Origin of the sequence: Mesorhizobium sp. M7A.F.Ca.US.014.04.1.1 (genome assembly GCF_003998745.1) — a bacterium.
GTDB classification, from domain to species: domain Bacteria; phylum Pseudomonadota; class Alphaproteobacteria; order Rhizobiales; family Rhizobiaceae; genus Mesorhizobium; species Mesorhizobium ciceri.
Genome location: NZ_RZRW01000072.1, coordinates 1 through 15,521, shown reverse-complemented (window position 1 = coordinate 15,521; position 15,521 = coordinate 1). Strand labels below are relative to the sequence as shown.

Sequence of the window (15,521 nt, the reverse complement as noted above, 5' to 3'; positions counted from 1 at the left end):
CTCTTCAGCCGCTTGCGGCATTTGTGCAGCGCCTGTTCCGGCCGGCTCCGTGCGGCGTCAAGATGATGCAGCGCCTTGCCGATCTCCTCGGCAAGGATTCTCCTGACCTCGCCGGTCAGCGGCAGGCGCGGATCGATGCGAAAGCTCATGCGGCGATCTCCGGAATCCCACCAAGGGCGAGCGACGCGTTGTAGAATTTCTGCTCGCCGGTGACTTCACGGCCGAGCCAGTCGGGCAGCATTTCGTCCGGCACGTCCTCCGGCGTCTCAAGTTCGGCGACCACAAGTCCCGCAAGCGGTCCGCCAAAGACATCGACTTCATAGAGATAGCCACGGTGCCTAACATGGTGACGTGTCTTCTCGATGACACGTCCGATGGCGAAGTCCAGCATCTCCACCGCCTCCGACAGCGGGATCGGGTATTCGAATTCGTCGCGCTCGCGCGCTTTGCTGCCGAATTTGAGCGTCAGCTTGGCGGAAGTGCCGTCGCTGATGCGGATGCGCACTGTGCGCCCGGGGCCGGCAGCGAGATAGAACTGGAGAATGCGGATATTGGCCTCGGCCAACTCCCGCCATGCGGTGCTGGTGACCAGGAATTTTCGTTCGACTTCCTTGCCCATGGCCGCGCACTAAAGCGTTTGCCGCCGTCGATGGCAAGACAATGACGAACAGAAGTTGACGTTAATCAATCGATTGATTAAAGTGCACTTATGATCAAACTACCTGAGCCCAAAGTTCTTCGTCGCGAGCCCGCCGAGATGACGCGCGCGGCGCTTGTCCAGGCGGCACTGAAGCTGTTCGGACGGCAGGGCTTCGACGGCACCTCGACGCGCGAGATCGCCGCCGAGGCGCGAGCCAATATCGGCTCGATCGCCTATCATTTCGGCGGCAAGGAGGGTCTTCGCACGGCCGCCGCCGACTTTATCGTCGAGACCATCCAGACGGTCGCCGGCCCGGCGCTCGGCAATGCGCAGGCGCCCGCGCCGGTCGGTCCGGAGGCAGCGCAGGCGCAGCTCTTCGCGGCGCTGGAGCGAATGGTCGGCTTTGTCGTGGCCAGTCCGCAGGCCGGTGAGATCGTGCAGTTCATCCTGCGCGAACTTTCCCATCCAACGGCAGCCCTCGATCGTATCTATGACGGTGTCTTCGAGCCGAGCCATCGCCGGCTGTGCCAGCTGTGGGAACAGGCAACTGGCGAGCCCGCCGAAAGCGAGGCCACAAGGCTCACCGTGTTCACGCTGATCGGCCAGGTCATCTATTTCCGCATCGGCCGTGAGGCGGTGATGCGCCGCATGGGCTGGCCCGATATCGGCGCCGCGGAGGCCGCCAAGGTGGTGGCGGTCACATCGGGCAATCTCAAGGCCATACTGGCCGCCAGAAAAGGGGCAAAGACAAAGGGGCAAAGACCATGAGCTTTCTGTGTTCGCTGCCGCTCGCCGCGCAGCTCTTCTCGGCCTGTGCCCCGGCAGCACCGCTGGCCGTCGGCTATGTCGAAGGCGACTACGTGCTGCTGGCGCCGATCGAGGTGGCGCAGGTAGAGACCGTCACGGTGAAGCGCGGCGACCGTGTGGTGCCTGGCACGACCGTGGTGACGCTGGAAAGTGCCGACGCAAAAATCGCTGTCGCGCAGGCGCAGGCCGGCCTTGCCCAGGCGCAGGCGCAATTGGCCGACCTGCAGATCGGCAAGCGGCCGGAAGAGATCGCCGTGCTGAAGGCCGAGGTCGATATGGCCAGCGCCCAGGCCGCCGACGCCAAGCGCAAATACGACCGCGCCGCCGATCTGTTCAAGCGCGGCGCCGGCACGCAAGCGGATTTCGACACCGCGTCGGCCACGCTCGAAACGGCCAATGCGCAGGTCGGCCAGGCCAAATCCAATCTCGCCGTCGGCGGCCTGCCGGCGCGCCCCGAGACGATCAAGGCCGCCGACAATCAGGTCAAGCAGGCGCAGGCCGCGTTGGAGCAGGCGCAGTGGCGGCTGTCGAAACGGGTGCTGGCCGCCCCTTCGCCCGGCCGCGTCAACGACGTCATCCGCAATCCGGGCGATACATCAGGTCCGACCGCGCCTGTGATTTCGATCCTGCCCGACGGCGCGGTCAAGCTCAGCGTCTATATCCCGGAGAGCGCCTTCTCCTCGGTCAAGGTCGGCACCTTGCTCGGCGTCCATTGCGACGGCTGCGGCCCGGATGTTAAGGCGCGCGTCAGCTACGTCTCGCCGGATCCCGAGTTCACCCCGCCGGTGATCTATTCGCTCGAGAACCGGCAGAAGCTGGTCTACCTCGTCGAGGCGCGGCCGGAGGGCGATGCCGGCCCGCTGCAGCCCGGCCAGATCGTCGATGTCGATCTGGCGGACAGCGCAAGATGAACGCCATCGACGTACACGGCCTGGTCAAGCGCTTTGGCGACAAGACCGTCGTCGACCATGTGACGATGTCGGTTGCCGAGGGCGAGATCGTCGGCTTTCTCGGCCCCAACGGTTCGGGCAAGACGACCACCATCCGCATCATGTGCGGCCTGCTGACGCCGGACGAGGGCGAAGGCACGGTGCTCGGTTTCAACATCCGCACCGACAGCCTGCGCATCAAGCGCGAAGTCGGCTACATGACGCAGAAATTCTCGTTCTACGAGGATCTGACGATCGGCGAGAATCTCGAATTCGTGGCGCGGCTCTACCGGCTGAAGCCGGTCGAGGGGCATGTCGCGAGCACGTTGGAGGACCTCGGCCTGACGTCGCGCCGCAACCAGCTGGCCGGCACCTTGTCGGGCGGCTGGAAGCAGCGGCTGGCGCTGGCCGCCTGCATCATGCACAAGCCGAAATTGCTGCTGCTCGACGAGCCTACGGCCGGTGTCGACCCGAAGGCGAGGCGCGAGTTCTGGGACGAGATCCATCGCCTCGCCAGCGGCGGGCTGACCGTGCTGGTCTCCACCCACTATATGGACGAAGCCGAGCGCTGCCACCGCATCAGCTACATCTCCTATGGCAAGATGCTGGCCACCGGCACTGTCGCCGAAGTGGTGAAAAATGCCGGGCTGACCACCTTCGTCCTGCAGGGTCCGCGCCTCGATCAGGTCGCCGAAGCGCTTCAGGGCCGCCCCGGCGTCGATCAGGTGGCGCCGTTCGGCGCGACGCTGCATGTCGTCGGCTCCGACAAGAAGAAGCTCGAAGCCGTGCTTGCCGATGTCGAGAGAGAGCACAAGGGCGTGAAAGTTTCGCCCGGCGAAACCAGCCTCGAGGACGTCTTCATCCAGTTCATGTCCGGCTCGAAGGACAACATGGAATGAACAGCGTCTTTTCCTTCGCCCGGCTTGGCGCCTTGCTGATCAAGGAATTCATCCAGATGCGGCGCGACCGCATCACCTTCGCCATGATGCTCGGCGTGCCGCTGATACAATTGGTGCTTTTCGGCTACGCCATCAACAACGACCCGAAAAGCCTGCCGGCAGCACTCGTGGCGACGAGCAACGATCCCTATACGCGCGCCATTGTCGCGGCGCTGCAGACCACCGGTTACTATCGTTTCGACCATGTCGCGCAAAGTGCCGCCGAGGCCGAGTTCCTGATATCGCGCGGCGACGTTGCCTTCGTCGTCACCATCCCGGCCGATTTCGCCAGGAGGGTGGAGAGCGGCAACAGCCCGCAGATACTCATCGAGGCCGACGCCACCGACCCGGCGGTGGCCAGCGGCGCCATCTCGACGCTCGGCACAGTCGCCAGCCAGGCGCTGCTGAGGGCGCAAGGCACGCAGGAAGCCGCCGCCGAGGCCGCCAAGGGTCAGCTCGATGTCGTCGTACACCGGCGCTACAATCCCGAAGGCATCTCGCAATACAACATCGTGCCCGGCCTGCTGGGCGTCATCCTGCAGATGACCATGGTGATGATGACCTCGATCGCGCTGACACGCGAGACCGAGCGCGGAACGATGGAGAACCTGCTGGCGATGCCGTCCAGCCCGCTCGAGATCATGATGGGCAAGGTGCTGCCCTATCTGGCGGTCGGCGGCGTGCAGGTGGTGGTGGTGCTGGCGGCGGCGAAACTTCTGTTCGCCATCCCCTTCACCGGATCGATGTCGCTGCTCCTGACCGCCGTGCTGATCTTCGTGCTGGCGCTAGTGCTGCTCGGCTACACGATTTCGACCATCGCCCGCACGCAGATGCAGGCGCTCCAACTCACCTTCTTCTTCTTCCTGCCGTCGATCATGCTGTCCGGCTTCATGTTCCCGTATCGCGGCATGCCGGACTGGGCACAAATCTTCGGCGAGATATTCCCGCTGACGCATTTCCTACGCATCACCCGCGCGGTGATGCTGAAGGGGGCCGAACTGCCGGCCGTGGCAACGGAGATCGGCTGGCTGGTGGTGTTCGTGGCTTTGTTTGCCGGCGTAGCATTGGTGCGATTCAGGCGGACACTGGATTAGACGCCGCACGACCTCCAGTCTTGCTACCAGCCTTCGCTCCTTGCTCCGCCCGTGGATGACGAAGGGAGAAATGCTTTCGCCAATCTCCATGGTTTATAACTGCCACTAACCGTTGAGCGATTTCGGGCCGCTGACGAAGGCGCTCCCCTTGACGTAAAACCGCAGCGGGCGATCGGCATCCTTTGTAATGCCGATCCGGATGCCTTGGGCGATGTCGCCGCCTTGATGCTCGTCGGTTGCCAGCCATAGCGGGCCTTTGCGGCAAAGATCGAGCCCGTCGAGCGAACGATCGATCCGCAGTGCCTGGGCTAGCCTTCCCGGTCCTCGCGCAAGGTCGCGCAAGCGCTCGATGCCGCGATTGAGCCGCATGAGCGCAATGCCTTCGAGCGGCTCGAGCGCCCTGATGAGCACGCCGGTTCCGACCCCTGGCATCTCGCTCGAGACGTTGAGCATGTAGGAGATGCCGTAGGCGAGATAGACATAAGCGTGCCCAGCCTCGAGAAACAACGAACGGTTGCGCGGCGTCTGGCCCCGGTAGCCGTGCCCGGCGGCATCGCCGGTCACATAGGCCTCGGTCTCGACGATGCGGCCGCTGGCGATGCCTTCGGGCAGTTCGCGCACCACGATCTTGCCGATGAGAGTGCGGGCAAGGGATGCCGTATCGTCGGGCAGCTCAGAACGCGTGAGCGGGCGGTAGATGACCATGTTCAGCCCGGCGACGATTTGGAGGCGGGCGAGGAGTGATCCAAGGCGAAACCTGCCTCAGATCCATGTCGGATCCTTTGGACATCCCGTCTCAAGCCGCGGCCATGATCCCGGCATAAGTGCCGAAATCGACATTGCCGCCGGACAGCACCACGGCAACGCATTTGCCGGACAGTTCGATCTCGCCCGACGACAGCGCCGCCAACGCCACGCAGCCGCCGGGCTCGACCACCAGCTTGAGATAGGCCATGGCGTCGCGCATCGCCTGTGCCGTCGCCTTGTCGGAAACGGCGATGCCGCCTGCCAGGTTCCTGCGGTTGATCTCGAAGGTGATCAGGCCGGGCTCCGCGGTCAGGATCGCGTCGCAGATCGACGCGTGGCCGGGTTCGTTCGACACCCTGGCGCCGGCGGCCAGCGACCGGCGGGTGTCGTCGAAATGCTCGGGCTCCACCGCCCAGACCGCAGTGTTGGGCGAGGCGTCCTTGACGGCAACCGAAATGCCGCTGGTCAGGCCGCCGCCGCCGCAGGGAATGACGACCGCGTCGAGGTCGACGCCAAGCGCTTTTGCCTGGCGCATCAATTCGAGGCCGATCGTGCCTTGGCCCGCAATGATGGCCGGGTCGTCGAAGGGTGGCACCAGCACCATGCCTCTTTCCACGTAAGGGCGAACCACGCTCATGCGGTCGTCGCGAAAGCGGTCGAACGGCACCACCTCCGCCCCCATCTTGCGGACGTTAGCGATCTTCATCGCCGGCGCGTCTGAAGGCATGGCGATGACCGCCTTGACGCCGAACATCGCGGCCGAAGCGGCGACACCCTGCGCATGATTGCCCGACGAGAAGGCGACGACGCCCTGGCTGCGTTCTTCGTCGCTCAGCGACGACAGCTTGTTGTAGGCACCACGGAACTTGAACGAGCCGGTACGCTGCAGCGTCTCCGGCTTGAACAGGATGCGGCCGCCGAAGCGCTTGTTCAGCTCCTGCGATTCGATCAACGGGGTTTCGACGATCAGGCCGGCGAGACGCGCGGCGGCGGCGTGGATGTCGGCGATGCCGGGAGGGGTGGTGGCGGTCATGTGAGGTCCAGTGGACAGGGGTCTTTCCATGATGCCCGCAAAGGGAGGCGGCGCACCATGGGAAAAATGTGACCGTTACAAGGTTTAGCGAGACGGTCGCCAACGCCTCGGCTGCACGCCCCCCTCTGGCCTGCGGACATCTCCCCACGGGTGGGGAGATCGGCTGGGTATCCGCTTTCGCCAATTTCCAACGTTGAAGAAGGGGCACACCTAATGAAGCTGACAATCTCCCCCACGTGGGGGAGATGTCCGGTAGGACAGAGGGGGGCGCCGTCCCGCCGCCGTCTCACGAGTTTCACCCCAACAGCGTCCTCTGCCTCTTGCTCCCGCCCAGCTTGCGCCAGTTGTTGAAGCGGTGGCTGGCGGCGGCAAAGGATATCTTCATCTGCTGGGCGACCGAATAGCGCGACTTGCCCTCGTCGAACATGCGGTAGCAGCACTCGACGCCTTCCTCGGTCAGTTTGCCGTCCGGCGCCTTGTTGTGCGGATTGGCGGGGTCGAATTTCTCGACCTGCTGCTCGACCAGGCCTTTCAGGCGCTGCAGATCGGCCTCGATGCTGGCGATGAGATCGAGAACGGGCTTTGGGTCATAGGGATGCGGAGGCTGTTTTGCCGTCATCTGCGGGTTCCTTGTTCTGGCTGGGTTGAATTATATAGGTGAACATTCACTGATAATGAAGGGGTCGGCCCGGCATGCGAGCTTCAACAATTCTTGACCGCGACCCAAGCGCGCAATTGACCGGAGGCACCTTGAGCCCTAGTTTAGAACTATTCTAAACTAGGGTGAATTCCTCATGCTTTCCCGTGTTTTCGGCTTCGGCCGCCGCCCCTTCGAATCGCTTTCCGAACAGGAGATCCTGGCGCTGGCCATTTCGTCCGAGGAGGATGACGGTCGCATCTATCGGGCCTATGCCGACGGCCTGACGGAAAACTTCCCGCAATCGGCAAAAGTGTTCGAGGAGATGGCCGAGGAAGAGGATGGCCATCGCGATTCGCTGATCGAGCTTTTCCGCAAGCGTTTCGGCGAGCGCATTCCGCTGATCCGGCGCGAACATGTGAAGGGCTATTACGAGCGCAAGCCCGACTGGCTGGTCCGGCCGCTCGGCATCGAGCACGTGCGCAGCCAGGCCGAGGCGATGGAGCGGCAAGCCTACCTTTTCTATGTCGAGGCTGCCAAGCGCACGGCGGATGCCTCGACGCGAAAACTGCTCGACGATCTGGCGGTGGCCGAACTGGGCCATGAGACACTGGCGCAGCGGCTGGAGCAGAAACATGTGCCGGGCGAAGTGAAGGATGAAGAGACCGCCGCCGAGCAGCGCCAGTTCATCCTCACCTATGTGCAACCAGGGCTGGCCGGGCTGATGGACGGATCGGTGTCCACACTGGCGCCGATCTTTGCTGCCGCCTTTGCCACGCATGACACCTGGCAGACGCTGCTGGTCGGGCTTGCCGCCTCGATCGGCGCCGGCATTTCGATGGGCTTCACCGAAGTCGCTTCAGACGACGGCAAGCTGTCGGGCCGCGGCTCGCCGCTCAAGCGCGGTCTGACCGTCGGCATCATGACGACGCTAGGCGGTCTCGGGCATGCACTCCCCTATCTCATTCCGCATTTCTGGACGGCGACCGGGGTTGCCGCGGTGGTGGTGTTCTTCGAATTGTGGGCGATCGCTTTTGTCCAGAACCGCTACATGCAGACGCCCTTCCTGCGCGCCGCCTTCCAGGTGGTGCTGGGCGGCGCCCTGGTGTTCGCGGCCGGCGTGCTGATCGGGAATGCGTGAGTAGCCTCACTCACCCATTCACCGCCCGACTGTCGGCCGGCGCCTCGTCCCTTTCCGTCAGCCCATAGTCCCTCACGACATGGGCGATGCGCAATCGGTAGCCGGCAAAGATGCCGCCGCGACCGGCCTTCTGCGCCTGCCGGTGTTCCTCGGTGTTGCGCCAGTCCTTCACGGCTTCCTCATCTCGCCAGAACGACAGCGACAGGATGCGGTTCGGATCGGCCAGGCTCTGAAAACGCTCGATGGAGAGAAAGCCGTCAATGCCGTCGAGCAGCGGACGCAGGTCCGCGGCGATGCTCAGATAGGCATCGCGCCGGCCCTCCGCCGGTTCGACCTCGAAGATGACGGCAATCACGGCAGCACCAGTTTCGCGTGCGGGCCTGAGGCCAGTTTCAGGAACATGCGATCCTCCTTCAGGATGAATCTCTCGCGTTTGGCGAACTCGTAGTTTGCCTTGCCGGCGGGATCGGCGGCAAGCCGGGCGCGATAGGCTTCGTAGGCGGCCAGGCTTTCGATGTTATAGGCCGCATAGGCGGTCGTCGCCGAGCCCTCATGCGGCGCGTAATAGCCGATCAGATCGGCGCCGCAGCGCGGAATGGCCTGACCCCAGTTGCGCGCATACTCCTCGAAGGCCGCCTTGCCGAACGGGTCGATCTCGTAGCGGATGAAGCAGGTGATGGTCATTGTGGTCTCCTCGGGGCTGCGTCAATAGTTTGAACGACATCGAAACGTCGTGCCGACTGGTCTGCTAGGGCTGCCAGAAGGACTTCGCGCATTCGCGGCGCACGTCTTGCCGCGTCAGGCCAAGGTCGCGCAGCTGATGGTCGTCGATCTCGGCAAGGTCGAGACGCTGCAGATGGCGGTCATACCAGCGGGCCAGCAGCCGCGAACGCAACCAGCTGACGAACGGGAAGAACCGACGGCTGTGGAGCGGGGCTGAGGGGAAAGCGGTTCGTGCGGCCATCGTCGTCTCCTTGATCTCACCGGAGAATAGTGATTATCTGACAAGAACGCTTCGATGAGGAACGAACTATGCGCGAAGGACCCGACATCGCCCGCATCGCCAGCCTGGTCGGCGACCCGGCACGGGCAAACATGCTAAATGCCCTGATGGGCGGCACGGCGCTGACGGCAAGCGAGCTGGCGCTCGAGGCCGGCGTCTCGCTGCCGACCGCCAGCTCGCACCTGGGCAAACTGATGGAAGGTGGGCTGCTCACGGTGGCGAGCCAGGGCCGGCATCGCTATTACGGCCTCGCCGGACCGCAGGTGGCGGGCATGATCGAAGCCATCACAGGCGTCGCGGAAGCCGTCGGTCCAAAGCGTGTGCGGCCGGGTCCGCGCGATGCAGCGATGCGCGTGGCGCGCGTCTGCTACGATCACCTCGCCGGCGAGCAGGCAGTGGCGATGCTCGACCGGCTCGTCGCCAAGAACGTACTGGTCCGCGACGAACAAGAGATCAGGCTCGGGCCATCGGCGGCTTCGCATTTCGCCGCGATCGGCATCGACGTCTACACCAAGCCGCGCCGGCCGGTATGCCGCGCCTGCCTCGACTGGAGCGTGCGCCGTTCGCACCTCGCCGGCACGCTGGGCGCCGCCATCCTCGACAAGATCCTTGCCGAGAAATGGGCGCGCCGCGAGAAGGACAGCCGCGCGGTGATTTTCTCGCTGCCGGGCAAGCAGGCTTTCGAGAAGGTGTTTCTGAGCTGAGGAGCCGACGCTGATTTCGTCACGCTGGCAGGCCAGAGGGGGCGCGAAGGATCGCTGCGCTGGCAAATTGCGCGAACTACCCCCGCTTCAACGCCTTCCCCTGCTTGAAAAATTCCCTCCACGGATCGGCTTTCGCCAGCTGCTTCAGCGTCGTCTTGTCGCCGATCGGGAAAGCGTTCGGCGGCAAGCCGGCCTCGATCTCTGGCCAGGTCACCGGCATCGACACGGTGGCGCCTTTCTTGGCGCGCGAGGAATAGGGCGCGACCGTCGTCGAGCCCCTGCCGTTGCGCAGATAGTCGACGAAGATCTTTCCCGTGCGCGCTTTTTTCGACAGCGTCGCCGTGTAGCGATCGGGGGCACCCTGCTCCAACGCGCGGGCAAAGTCATGGGCGAAGCCCTTCACCGCATCCCAATCCGCCGCCGGTTTCAGCGGCACCAGCACGTGATAGCCCTTGCCGCCCGAGGTCTTGACGAAATTCGGCAGCGACAGCTCGTCGAGCTTGCCCCGGATATCGAGTGCCGCCTCGCGCACCGCCTTCACGTCGACACCTTCATCGGGATCGAGATCGAAGATGATCTGGTCGGGCTTCTCGATCTCATCGATCGTGCACCCCCAGATGTGGATCTCGACCACGCCATACTGGACCAGTGCGGCAACACCATCGAAATCCCGGATGAACAGGATTTCCTCGCCGTCGGTCGGGTCCTTCATGCGCGCGATCTTGTCGCTCATGCCAGCCGAGGCATGCTTCTGGAAGAAACGCTGGCCGCCGACGCCGTCCGGCGCCCGCACCAGGCTGAGCGGCCGGTTGACCACGAACTGTTCCATGCGCGGCCAAACCTGTGCGTAATGGTCGAGCAGGCCCTGCTTGGATATGTTTTCGTCCGGCCACAGCAGCTTGTCGGGATGCGAGAGTTTGACCGTGGTCGTGATCGACCCGGCGGCTTTGCCGCCTGATGCCGGCTTGGCCGTGCTCTTGCCTGTCGATGGCTTGCCTGTCGCCGCTTTGGGCTTTTCCTGCACGACTTCCTCCGCCGGCTTGTCCTCGCGCAACCCCTGGAACGAGGCGTGGCGTATTATACGGTCCGAGGTCCAGCTGCGAAACTCCACTTCGCCGACAAGTTCAGGCTTGACCCAGACCAGGCCCTTGCCCTTCGGCACGGCGGTGGCGAAGGGCGATGATTTTGCCGTCAACGCATCGAGTTTTGCCTTCAGCTCATTGGCGCCCTTGCCCGAAAAACCAGTGCCGACGCGGCCGGCATAATGCAGCTTGCCGCCCTCGTGGAAGCCGACCAGGATCGAGCGCAGTCCGCGCCCGGTCTTGTCCGACGGCAGGTAGCCGCCGATGACGAATTCCTGCCGCGCCGTGCATTTCGATTTGACCCAGGTCGGGCCGCGGCCGCTGCGGTAGGGTGCATCGGCACGCTTGGAGACGACGCCTTCCAGGCCCATCCGGCAGGCATGCTCCAGCATGATCTTGCCGGGTTCGGCGAAATGGTCGCTGAAGCGGACCGCCGCATTGTCGGACTGTTCGCCGAGCAGTTCCTGCAAGGCCTGCTTACGCTCGACCAGCGGCTCGCGCCGAAGATCCTGCCCATCGAGCCGCATCAGGTCGAACACGTAATAGATGAAGCGATTGGTCCGCTTCGCCGACAGGTCCTGCTGCAGCAGCGCGAAAGACGAGACGCCGCTGTCGGCCAGCACCACCACCTCGCCATCGATGATGGCGTCGCTGCACTTCAGCCCGGCCAGCTCCGCGACGATCTCGCCGCCGAATTTCTTCGTCCAGTCGAGGCCGGTGCGGGTCAGCAGCCGCACATCGGTGCCGGCGATCTGCGCCTGCATGCGATAGCCGTCGAACTTCACTTCGTGCAGCCAGTCCTTGCCCGGCGGCGCATCGCGCTCGAGCGTGGCCAGCTGCGGCTCGATAAAGTCGAGGCGTTTGCCGGCTTTTGTCTTGACGGCGGCCGGCTTGTTGGAATGCCAGACTTTCGGCTTCTCGCCCTTCGCGGTCTTGCCCTCGCCGACCTCCTCGATCGTCAGGCCGGACTTCACCGATTCAGGCGCTTCCTTGAGGATGTCCTCGCCGGGACGCGCTGCGGCATCGTCCGACTTGATCAGCAGCCAGTTGTCGCGCTTTTCACCCGCTCGCGGCTTCAGCCGCACCAGATGCCATGCCCCATGCAGCTTGTGTCCCCTGAGCTCGAAGCTGATATGGCCCTTTTTCATCGCCTTGGCCGGGTCGATCTCGGGAATCCAGGTGCCCTCGTCCCAAACGATAACCGAACCGCCGCCATATTCGCCCTTGGGAATGGTGCCTTCGAACGGCGCATAGTCGATCGGGTGATCCTCGACATGGACAGCCAGTCGCTTCTCATGCGGGTCGAGGCTCGGGCCGCGCGTCACCGCCCAACTCCACAGCACGCCGTCATGCTCGAGCCGCAAGTCGTAATGCAACCGCGTCGCGGCATGCTTGTGGATGACGAAGATGCCGCCGGCCTCGCCCTGCTTGGTCCGGGCGACCTTGCCGGCCGGTTCGGCGGTTTTCTTGAAATCGCGCTTGGAGTGATATTGTTCGAGGCTGGCCATCCGTTGGGTTCCTCACGCCGATTTGCGTTTGGGCGCGCTGGCTTTCGACTTGGCGCGTTTGGCCGCTGGCCTGGCCTTCGCCGACGAAGATGTTTTCGATGACCCGGAGTCCGACAGGCTCTTCTTCAGCGCGTCGAACAGATTGACGACATTGGAAGGTTTGGGCGCCGCCTTGGCCTTCGGCGCCTTGTGGCCGGCCTTCTTGGCGCGGATCAGCTCCAGCAGCGCGTCCTCGTATTTGTCGTCGAATTTCGAGGGATCGAACTTCGTCTTCTTCTTGTCGATGATCAACTCGGCCAGATCGGTCATCTCCTGATCGGTCTTCACGGGCTCGATGTCGCCGAAGACGGTGTCCGGTTGCCGTACCGTGTTGTCGTAGCGCAGCGTCGTCAGCACCATGCCCTTGCCGAGCGGTTCGATCACCACCGGCCGTTCGCGTCGGTAGAGCACGATACGCGCCAGCCCGGCCATCTTCTTGCCCGCCATCGCATCGCGAATGACGGCGAACGCCTCTTCCGACACCTTGTCGGCGGGCGCCACATAGTAGGGCGTGTCGAGATAGATCTGCTGGATCGAAGCTTTGTCGACGAAACCGTCGAGCGCCATCGTGTGCGAGGATTCGATCTGCACCGCCTCGATCTCGTCTTCCTCGATATGGATGAAATTGCCATCGTCGAGTTCATAACCCTTGATCTCGTCATCCTCCTCCAACGGCTTGCCGGTTTCGGCATCGACATAGAGGCGCTTCACCGTGTTGCCGGTCTTGCGGTTGAGAATGCGAAACGAGACCCGCTCCGTATGGGTGACGACATTGGTCAGTTCGACGGCACAGGTGACCAGCGAAAGCTTCAGATAGCCTCTCCAGGCCGGACGCGGCGCCATGATATCTTCCCTTCAGAACCAGATGAAGGTGAGAACGGACAGATCGCGCTCCAGTTCCGCGCTCCCGCGCCGATCTGGATGCCAAGGGGCCGCCTGAGTGGTTCTGGCCGCCAGCACGGAAATTTCGCGGGCTCGGCAAAAGTTGAAACAGAACCGCGCGCAGGCGACATTCAAACGAAACATATGTGATGCAAAAGTCACATTGGCCGGAATGCCAACCAACTGCACGGAAAGACCCCGAATCAGCCGCATTCCAGCCACGAAGCAAGGCATTTTCGACCAGATATTAACATCACGTTCACCGACTATTCACGCCTCGACGCTATGATGACCGCAATTCGGAAGGGACATCCGAAAATCGGGACAGGGACAAGGTAATGAACTTCCTCGCGCACCTCATCGGCTATGCCGCCGCCATCCGCGAATTCGTTGCGCCGACCTACCGGCCCGAACGCTATTACATGCGCGGCCCCGGCCCGGCCTGCGCCCGTCGCGGCAACTCGCTGGGCGCGCACTGATCATGGCTTTCGAAAATCGCCACAACAGCCGGATCTGCAGGCCGGCCGCCTCTATCCGCGCCACCACCTATCGCGCCGAGCGTCCCGCTCTCGCCGACAGGCGCCGTGCGACATCGCCACGGCTTTGATACCATCGCTGGCCGGCTTAGTGTCATAGGACACGAGCAGCCGAGGCCAGCGTGACGGACCATCTTCAACCAGTTCGACCCCAGTCAACTCGTCCCTTCGAAACAGTTCTCGACTCACGCCATCCATTGATCGTTTTCGATGGCGTCTGCGTGCTCTGCTCCGGTTTCGTGCGCATGGTGGTCAGGCTCGACCGCCAAGGCCGTTTCCGCTTCGCCACCGCGCAGTCGCCCTTCGGTGAAGCGCTGTTCCGGAAGCATGGACTGCGCACCGACTCTTACGAAACCAATCTCGTCCTGATCGACGGCGTCGCCTTCACGCGGCTGGACAGTTTTGTCGCCGTCATGGCGGAACTCGGCTGGCCTTGGCGGGCGGCCAAGGCACTGTTGCTGTTGCCGCGCCCGCTGCGTGGTTGGCTCTATGATCGCATCGCCAGGAACCGCTACGCCCTGTTCGGCAGGAAGGATGCTTGCGACATTCCTTCTCCGGAGCTGCGCAAGCGGTTCCTTGGCTGAGGGTGTGGCTATGCGCTACCGCGGCTGGCTCGTGCCATCCGGCCGGCACGGCTCGAGCACGATCGGTCCGCCTGCCGTCCTCCCCAATTCCCGGCAGCCCTGAACCGTGCACAGTGTCCAGCCGTCGCTGGTTGCACCTGAAGCGGCGAGCACGACGCGCCGCTGCGGGCCGACATCAGGCGCATAGCTCCACCAACCCTCCTTCAGCACCGCGCCTTCCGGCGGCTCCATGCCGGCGCCCGAGCCCTCGATCCGGGCTTCGACCACCTGCAGGCCGGAGGACGTGACCTTCCAGTCTTCTTGCCAGCGCGTCCGTTCCACCGAATGCGTCCAGGACAGCGTGAAGGCGGCGACGGAGAGCGTTACCGTCTTGCCCGCGGCCAGGATGCACAGGCTCATGTTCTGACTGAAGCCTGCCGCGCGCGAAAACAGTGCCAGCCGATCCAGGCCAGCGCCAGCACCCAGCCGGCCTCGTCGGTGAGCGGCACCGCGGCGACCAGCAGCACGCCGGCCGCGAAGGCGACGAGCCGCTCCCACCACGCCATGCGGGTGACCAGAAAACCGACGGCGGCGGCACCCCACAGCACGATGCCCATGCACGCCTTGGCGACGATGTAGCCGACCTCGACGGGATAGCCGAACTGGGCGGCGATCGGACCTGCGTCCTGCAGCATCAGCGCCGGCGTGTAGACCGCCATGAACGGCACGACGAAGCCGGCAATGGCCAGCTTGGTCGCCTGGATGCCGATTTTCAGGCCGCTTTCCCTGGCCATCGGTGCGGCGGCGAACGCCGCCAGCGCCACCGGGGGCGTCAAATCGGCCATGATGCCGAAATAGAACACGAACATGTGGCTGACCAGCAGCGGCACGCCAAGCTCGAGCAGCGCCGGCCCGGCCAGCGACGAGGTGATGATGTAGTTGGGAATGGTCGGAATGCCCATGCCCAGCACCAGGCAGGTGACCATGGTCAGCACCAGCGACAGGAACAGATTGTCCTCGCCGATCGAGATGATCCAGCCGATGAAGGTCGAGGCGATGCCGGTCAGCGTCAGCGTGCCGATGACGATGCCGACAATGGCGCAGGCAATGCCGACCGGCAGCGCGTTCTTGGCGCCTTCGGCGAGCGAGTCGACACAGATTTGCAACGTCTCGCGGCCGCCCTTGAACGTGAAGCAGGCGACGACCAGTGCGGCGCTCACCAGGCCGAGGAGGTTGAC

Annotated in this window: 20 protein-coding genes and 1 pseudogene; 8 read left to right on the top strand and 13 right to left on the bottom strand. The window is 63.8% G+C overall.

From position 1 onward, the window contains the following. Together EOA22_RS38695 and EOA22_RS07660 are read right to left on the bottom strand one after the other, a co-directional pair. Positions 1-149: pseudogene (locus EOA22_RS38695) on the bottom strand (CHAD domain-containing protein); the annotation flags it as partial. After that, the gene (locus EOA22_RS07660) at positions 146-619 is read right to left on the bottom strand and encodes a CYTH domain-containing protein (RefSeq protein WP_013528659.1); all 474 of its coding nucleotides are present in this window, start codon (positions 617-619) and stop codon (positions 146-148) included. The gene EOA22_RS07660 and the pseudogene EOA22_RS38695, both read right to left, overlap by 4 nt. A 90-nt stretch (positions 620-709) precedes the next feature. Between EOA22_RS07660 and EOA22_RS07655 the strand changes: the two genes are divergently transcribed. From EOA22_RS07655 to EOA22_RS07640, 4 genes are read left to right on the top strand one after another with little or no spacing between them, the layout of a single operon-like run. Beyond that, positions 710-1,408: a CerR family C-terminal domain-containing protein gene (locus EOA22_RS07655; protein WP_063169644.1), complete on the top strand. Its 699-nt coding sequence runs from the start codon at positions 710-712 to the stop codon at positions 1,406-1,408. Next, the gene (locus tag EOA22_RS07650) at positions 1,405-2,358 is read left to right on the top strand and encodes an HlyD family efflux transporter periplasmic adaptor subunit (protein WP_027161228.1); all 954 of its coding nucleotides are present in this window, start codon (positions 1,405-1,407) and stop codon (positions 2,356-2,358) included. The genes EOA22_RS07655 and EOA22_RS07650 overlap by 4 nt, the downstream gene beginning before the upstream one ends. Beyond that, on the top strand, positions 2,355-3,275 hold the full coding sequence (locus EOA22_RS07645) for an ABC transporter ATP-binding protein (RefSeq protein WP_063169645.1): 921 nt from the start codon (positions 2,355-2,357) through the stop codon (positions 3,273-3,275). Before EOA22_RS07650 ends, EOA22_RS07645 begins: the two co-directional genes overlap by 4 nt. After that, the gene (locus EOA22_RS07640; protein WP_013528655.1) at positions 3,272-4,408 is read left to right on the top strand and encodes an ABC transporter permease; all 1,137 of its coding nucleotides are present in this window, start codon (positions 3,272-3,274) and stop codon (positions 4,406-4,408) included. The genes EOA22_RS07645 and EOA22_RS07640 overlap by 4 nt, the downstream gene beginning before the upstream one ends. A 105-nt stretch (positions 4,409-4,513) precedes the next feature. On the opposite strand, the gene EOA22_RS07635 is transcribed toward EOA22_RS07640, so the two are convergent. The 3 genes from EOA22_RS07635 to EOA22_RS07625 all read right to left on the bottom strand — a co-directional run bounded on the left by EOA22_RS07635 (position 4,514) and on the right by EOA22_RS07625 (position 6,807). Beyond that, positions 4,514-5,113, bottom strand: coding sequence for a DNA-3-methyladenine glycosylase (locus tag EOA22_RS07635; RefSeq protein ID WP_063169646.1), 600 nt, complete (start codon positions 5,111-5,113; stop codon positions 4,514-4,516). 91 nt (positions 5,114-5,204) lie between these two features. Beyond that, entirely contained in the window at positions 5,205-6,188 is a 984-nt protein-coding gene (locus EOA22_RS07630) for a threonine/serine dehydratase (RefSeq protein ID WP_027161221.1), read from the bottom strand. 295 nt (positions 6,189-6,483) lie between these two features. After that, positions 6,484-6,807, bottom strand: a complete 324-nt coding sequence (locus tag EOA22_RS07625; protein ID WP_024502197.1) for a hypothetical protein — start codon at positions 6,805-6,807, stop codon at positions 6,484-6,486. Between the two features lie 175 nt (positions 6,808-6,982). On the opposite strand from EOA22_RS07625, the gene mbfA reads away from it, so the two are divergent. Next, complete coding sequence (gene mbfA, locus EOA22_RS07620; RefSeq protein WP_013528652.1) at positions 6,983-7,966, top strand: iron exporter MbfA; 984 nt, start codon at positions 6,983-6,985, stop codon at positions 7,964-7,966. Between the two features lie 10 nt (positions 7,967-7,976). On the opposite strand, the gene EOA22_RS07615 is transcribed toward mbfA, so the two are convergent. From EOA22_RS07615 to EOA22_RS07605, 3 genes are all read right to left on the bottom strand, one after another. Beyond that, the gene (locus EOA22_RS07615; RefSeq protein WP_013528651.1) at positions 7,977-8,321 is read right to left on the bottom strand and encodes an antibiotic biosynthesis monooxygenase; all 345 of its coding nucleotides are present in this window, start codon (positions 8,319-8,321) and stop codon (positions 7,977-7,979) included. Continuing rightward, positions 8,318-8,650 carry an NIPSNAP family protein gene (locus tag EOA22_RS07610; protein ID WP_013528650.1) on the bottom strand — a complete coding sequence of 111 codons (333 nt, stop codon included), beginning with the start codon at positions 8,648-8,650 and terminating at the stop codon, positions 8,318-8,320. Before EOA22_RS07610 ends, EOA22_RS07615 begins: the two co-directional genes overlap by 4 nt. 64 nt (positions 8,651-8,714) lie before the next feature. Beyond that, positions 8,715-8,930: a DUF1127 domain-containing protein gene (locus tag EOA22_RS07605; protein ID WP_063169647.1), complete on the bottom strand. Its 216-nt coding sequence runs from the start codon at positions 8,928-8,930 to the stop codon at positions 8,715-8,717. 68 nt (positions 8,931-8,998) lie between these two features. Between EOA22_RS07605 and EOA22_RS07600 the strand changes: the two genes are divergently transcribed. Then, on the top strand, positions 8,999-9,673 hold the full coding sequence (locus tag EOA22_RS07600) for a winged helix-turn-helix domain-containing protein (protein WP_013528648.1): 675 nt from the start codon (positions 8,999-9,001) through the stop codon (positions 9,671-9,673). A gap of 76 nt (positions 9,674-9,749) precedes the next feature. Here the strand turns inward: EOA22_RS07600 and ligD are convergent, their stop codons facing one another. Genes ligD through EOA22_RS07585 form a run of 3 tightly spaced genes read right to left on the bottom strand, consistent with a single transcriptional unit; the run spans position 9,750 to position 13,373 of the window. Then, positions 9,750-12,263, bottom strand: coding sequence for a DNA ligase D (ligD, locus tag EOA22_RS07595; protein WP_063169648.1), 2,514 nt, complete (start codon positions 12,261-12,263; stop codon positions 9,750-9,752). Between the two features lie 12 nt (positions 12,264-12,275). Next, positions 12,276-13,145 carry a Ku protein gene (locus tag EOA22_RS07590; RefSeq protein ID WP_063169649.1) on the bottom strand — a complete coding sequence of 290 codons (870 nt, stop codon included), beginning with the start codon at positions 13,143-13,145 and terminating at the stop codon, positions 12,276-12,278. A 12-nt stretch (positions 13,146-13,157) separates the two neighbouring features. Further along, positions 13,158-13,373 carry a hypothetical protein gene (locus tag EOA22_RS07585; RefSeq protein ID WP_127224458.1) on the bottom strand — a complete coding sequence of 72 codons (216 nt, stop codon included), beginning with the start codon at positions 13,371-13,373 and terminating at the stop codon, positions 13,158-13,160. A 149-nt stretch (positions 13,374-13,522) separates the two neighbouring features. On the opposite strand from EOA22_RS07585, the gene EOA22_RS07580 reads away from it, so the two are divergent. Both EOA22_RS07580 and EOA22_RS07575 read left to right on the top strand, forming a co-directional pair. Continuing rightward, on the top strand, positions 13,523-13,663 hold the full coding sequence (locus EOA22_RS07580; protein WP_013528645.1) for a hypothetical protein: 141 nt from the start codon (positions 13,523-13,525) through the stop codon (positions 13,661-13,663). A gap of 254 nt (positions 13,664-13,917) precedes the next feature. Continuing rightward, positions 13,918-14,304, top strand: a complete 387-nt coding sequence (locus EOA22_RS07575) for a DCC1-like thiol-disulfide oxidoreductase family protein (protein ID WP_255337212.1) — start codon at positions 13,918-13,920, stop codon at positions 14,302-14,304. A gap of 15 nt (positions 14,305-14,319) precedes the next feature. On the opposite strand, the gene EOA22_RS07570 is transcribed toward EOA22_RS07575, so the two are convergent. Continuing rightward, positions 14,320-14,703 (bottom strand): DUF1850 domain-containing protein, encoded by a 384-nt coding sequence (locus EOA22_RS07570; RefSeq protein WP_063169651.1) that lies wholly within the window; start codon positions 14,701-14,703, stop codon positions 14,320-14,322. Further along, a partial coding sequence (locus tag EOA22_RS07565) for a TRAP transporter large permease subunit (RefSeq protein ID WP_127389908.1) occupies positions 14,700-15,521 on the bottom strand: 822 nt, incomplete at its 5' end. The genes EOA22_RS07570 and EOA22_RS07565, both read right to left, overlap by 4 nt.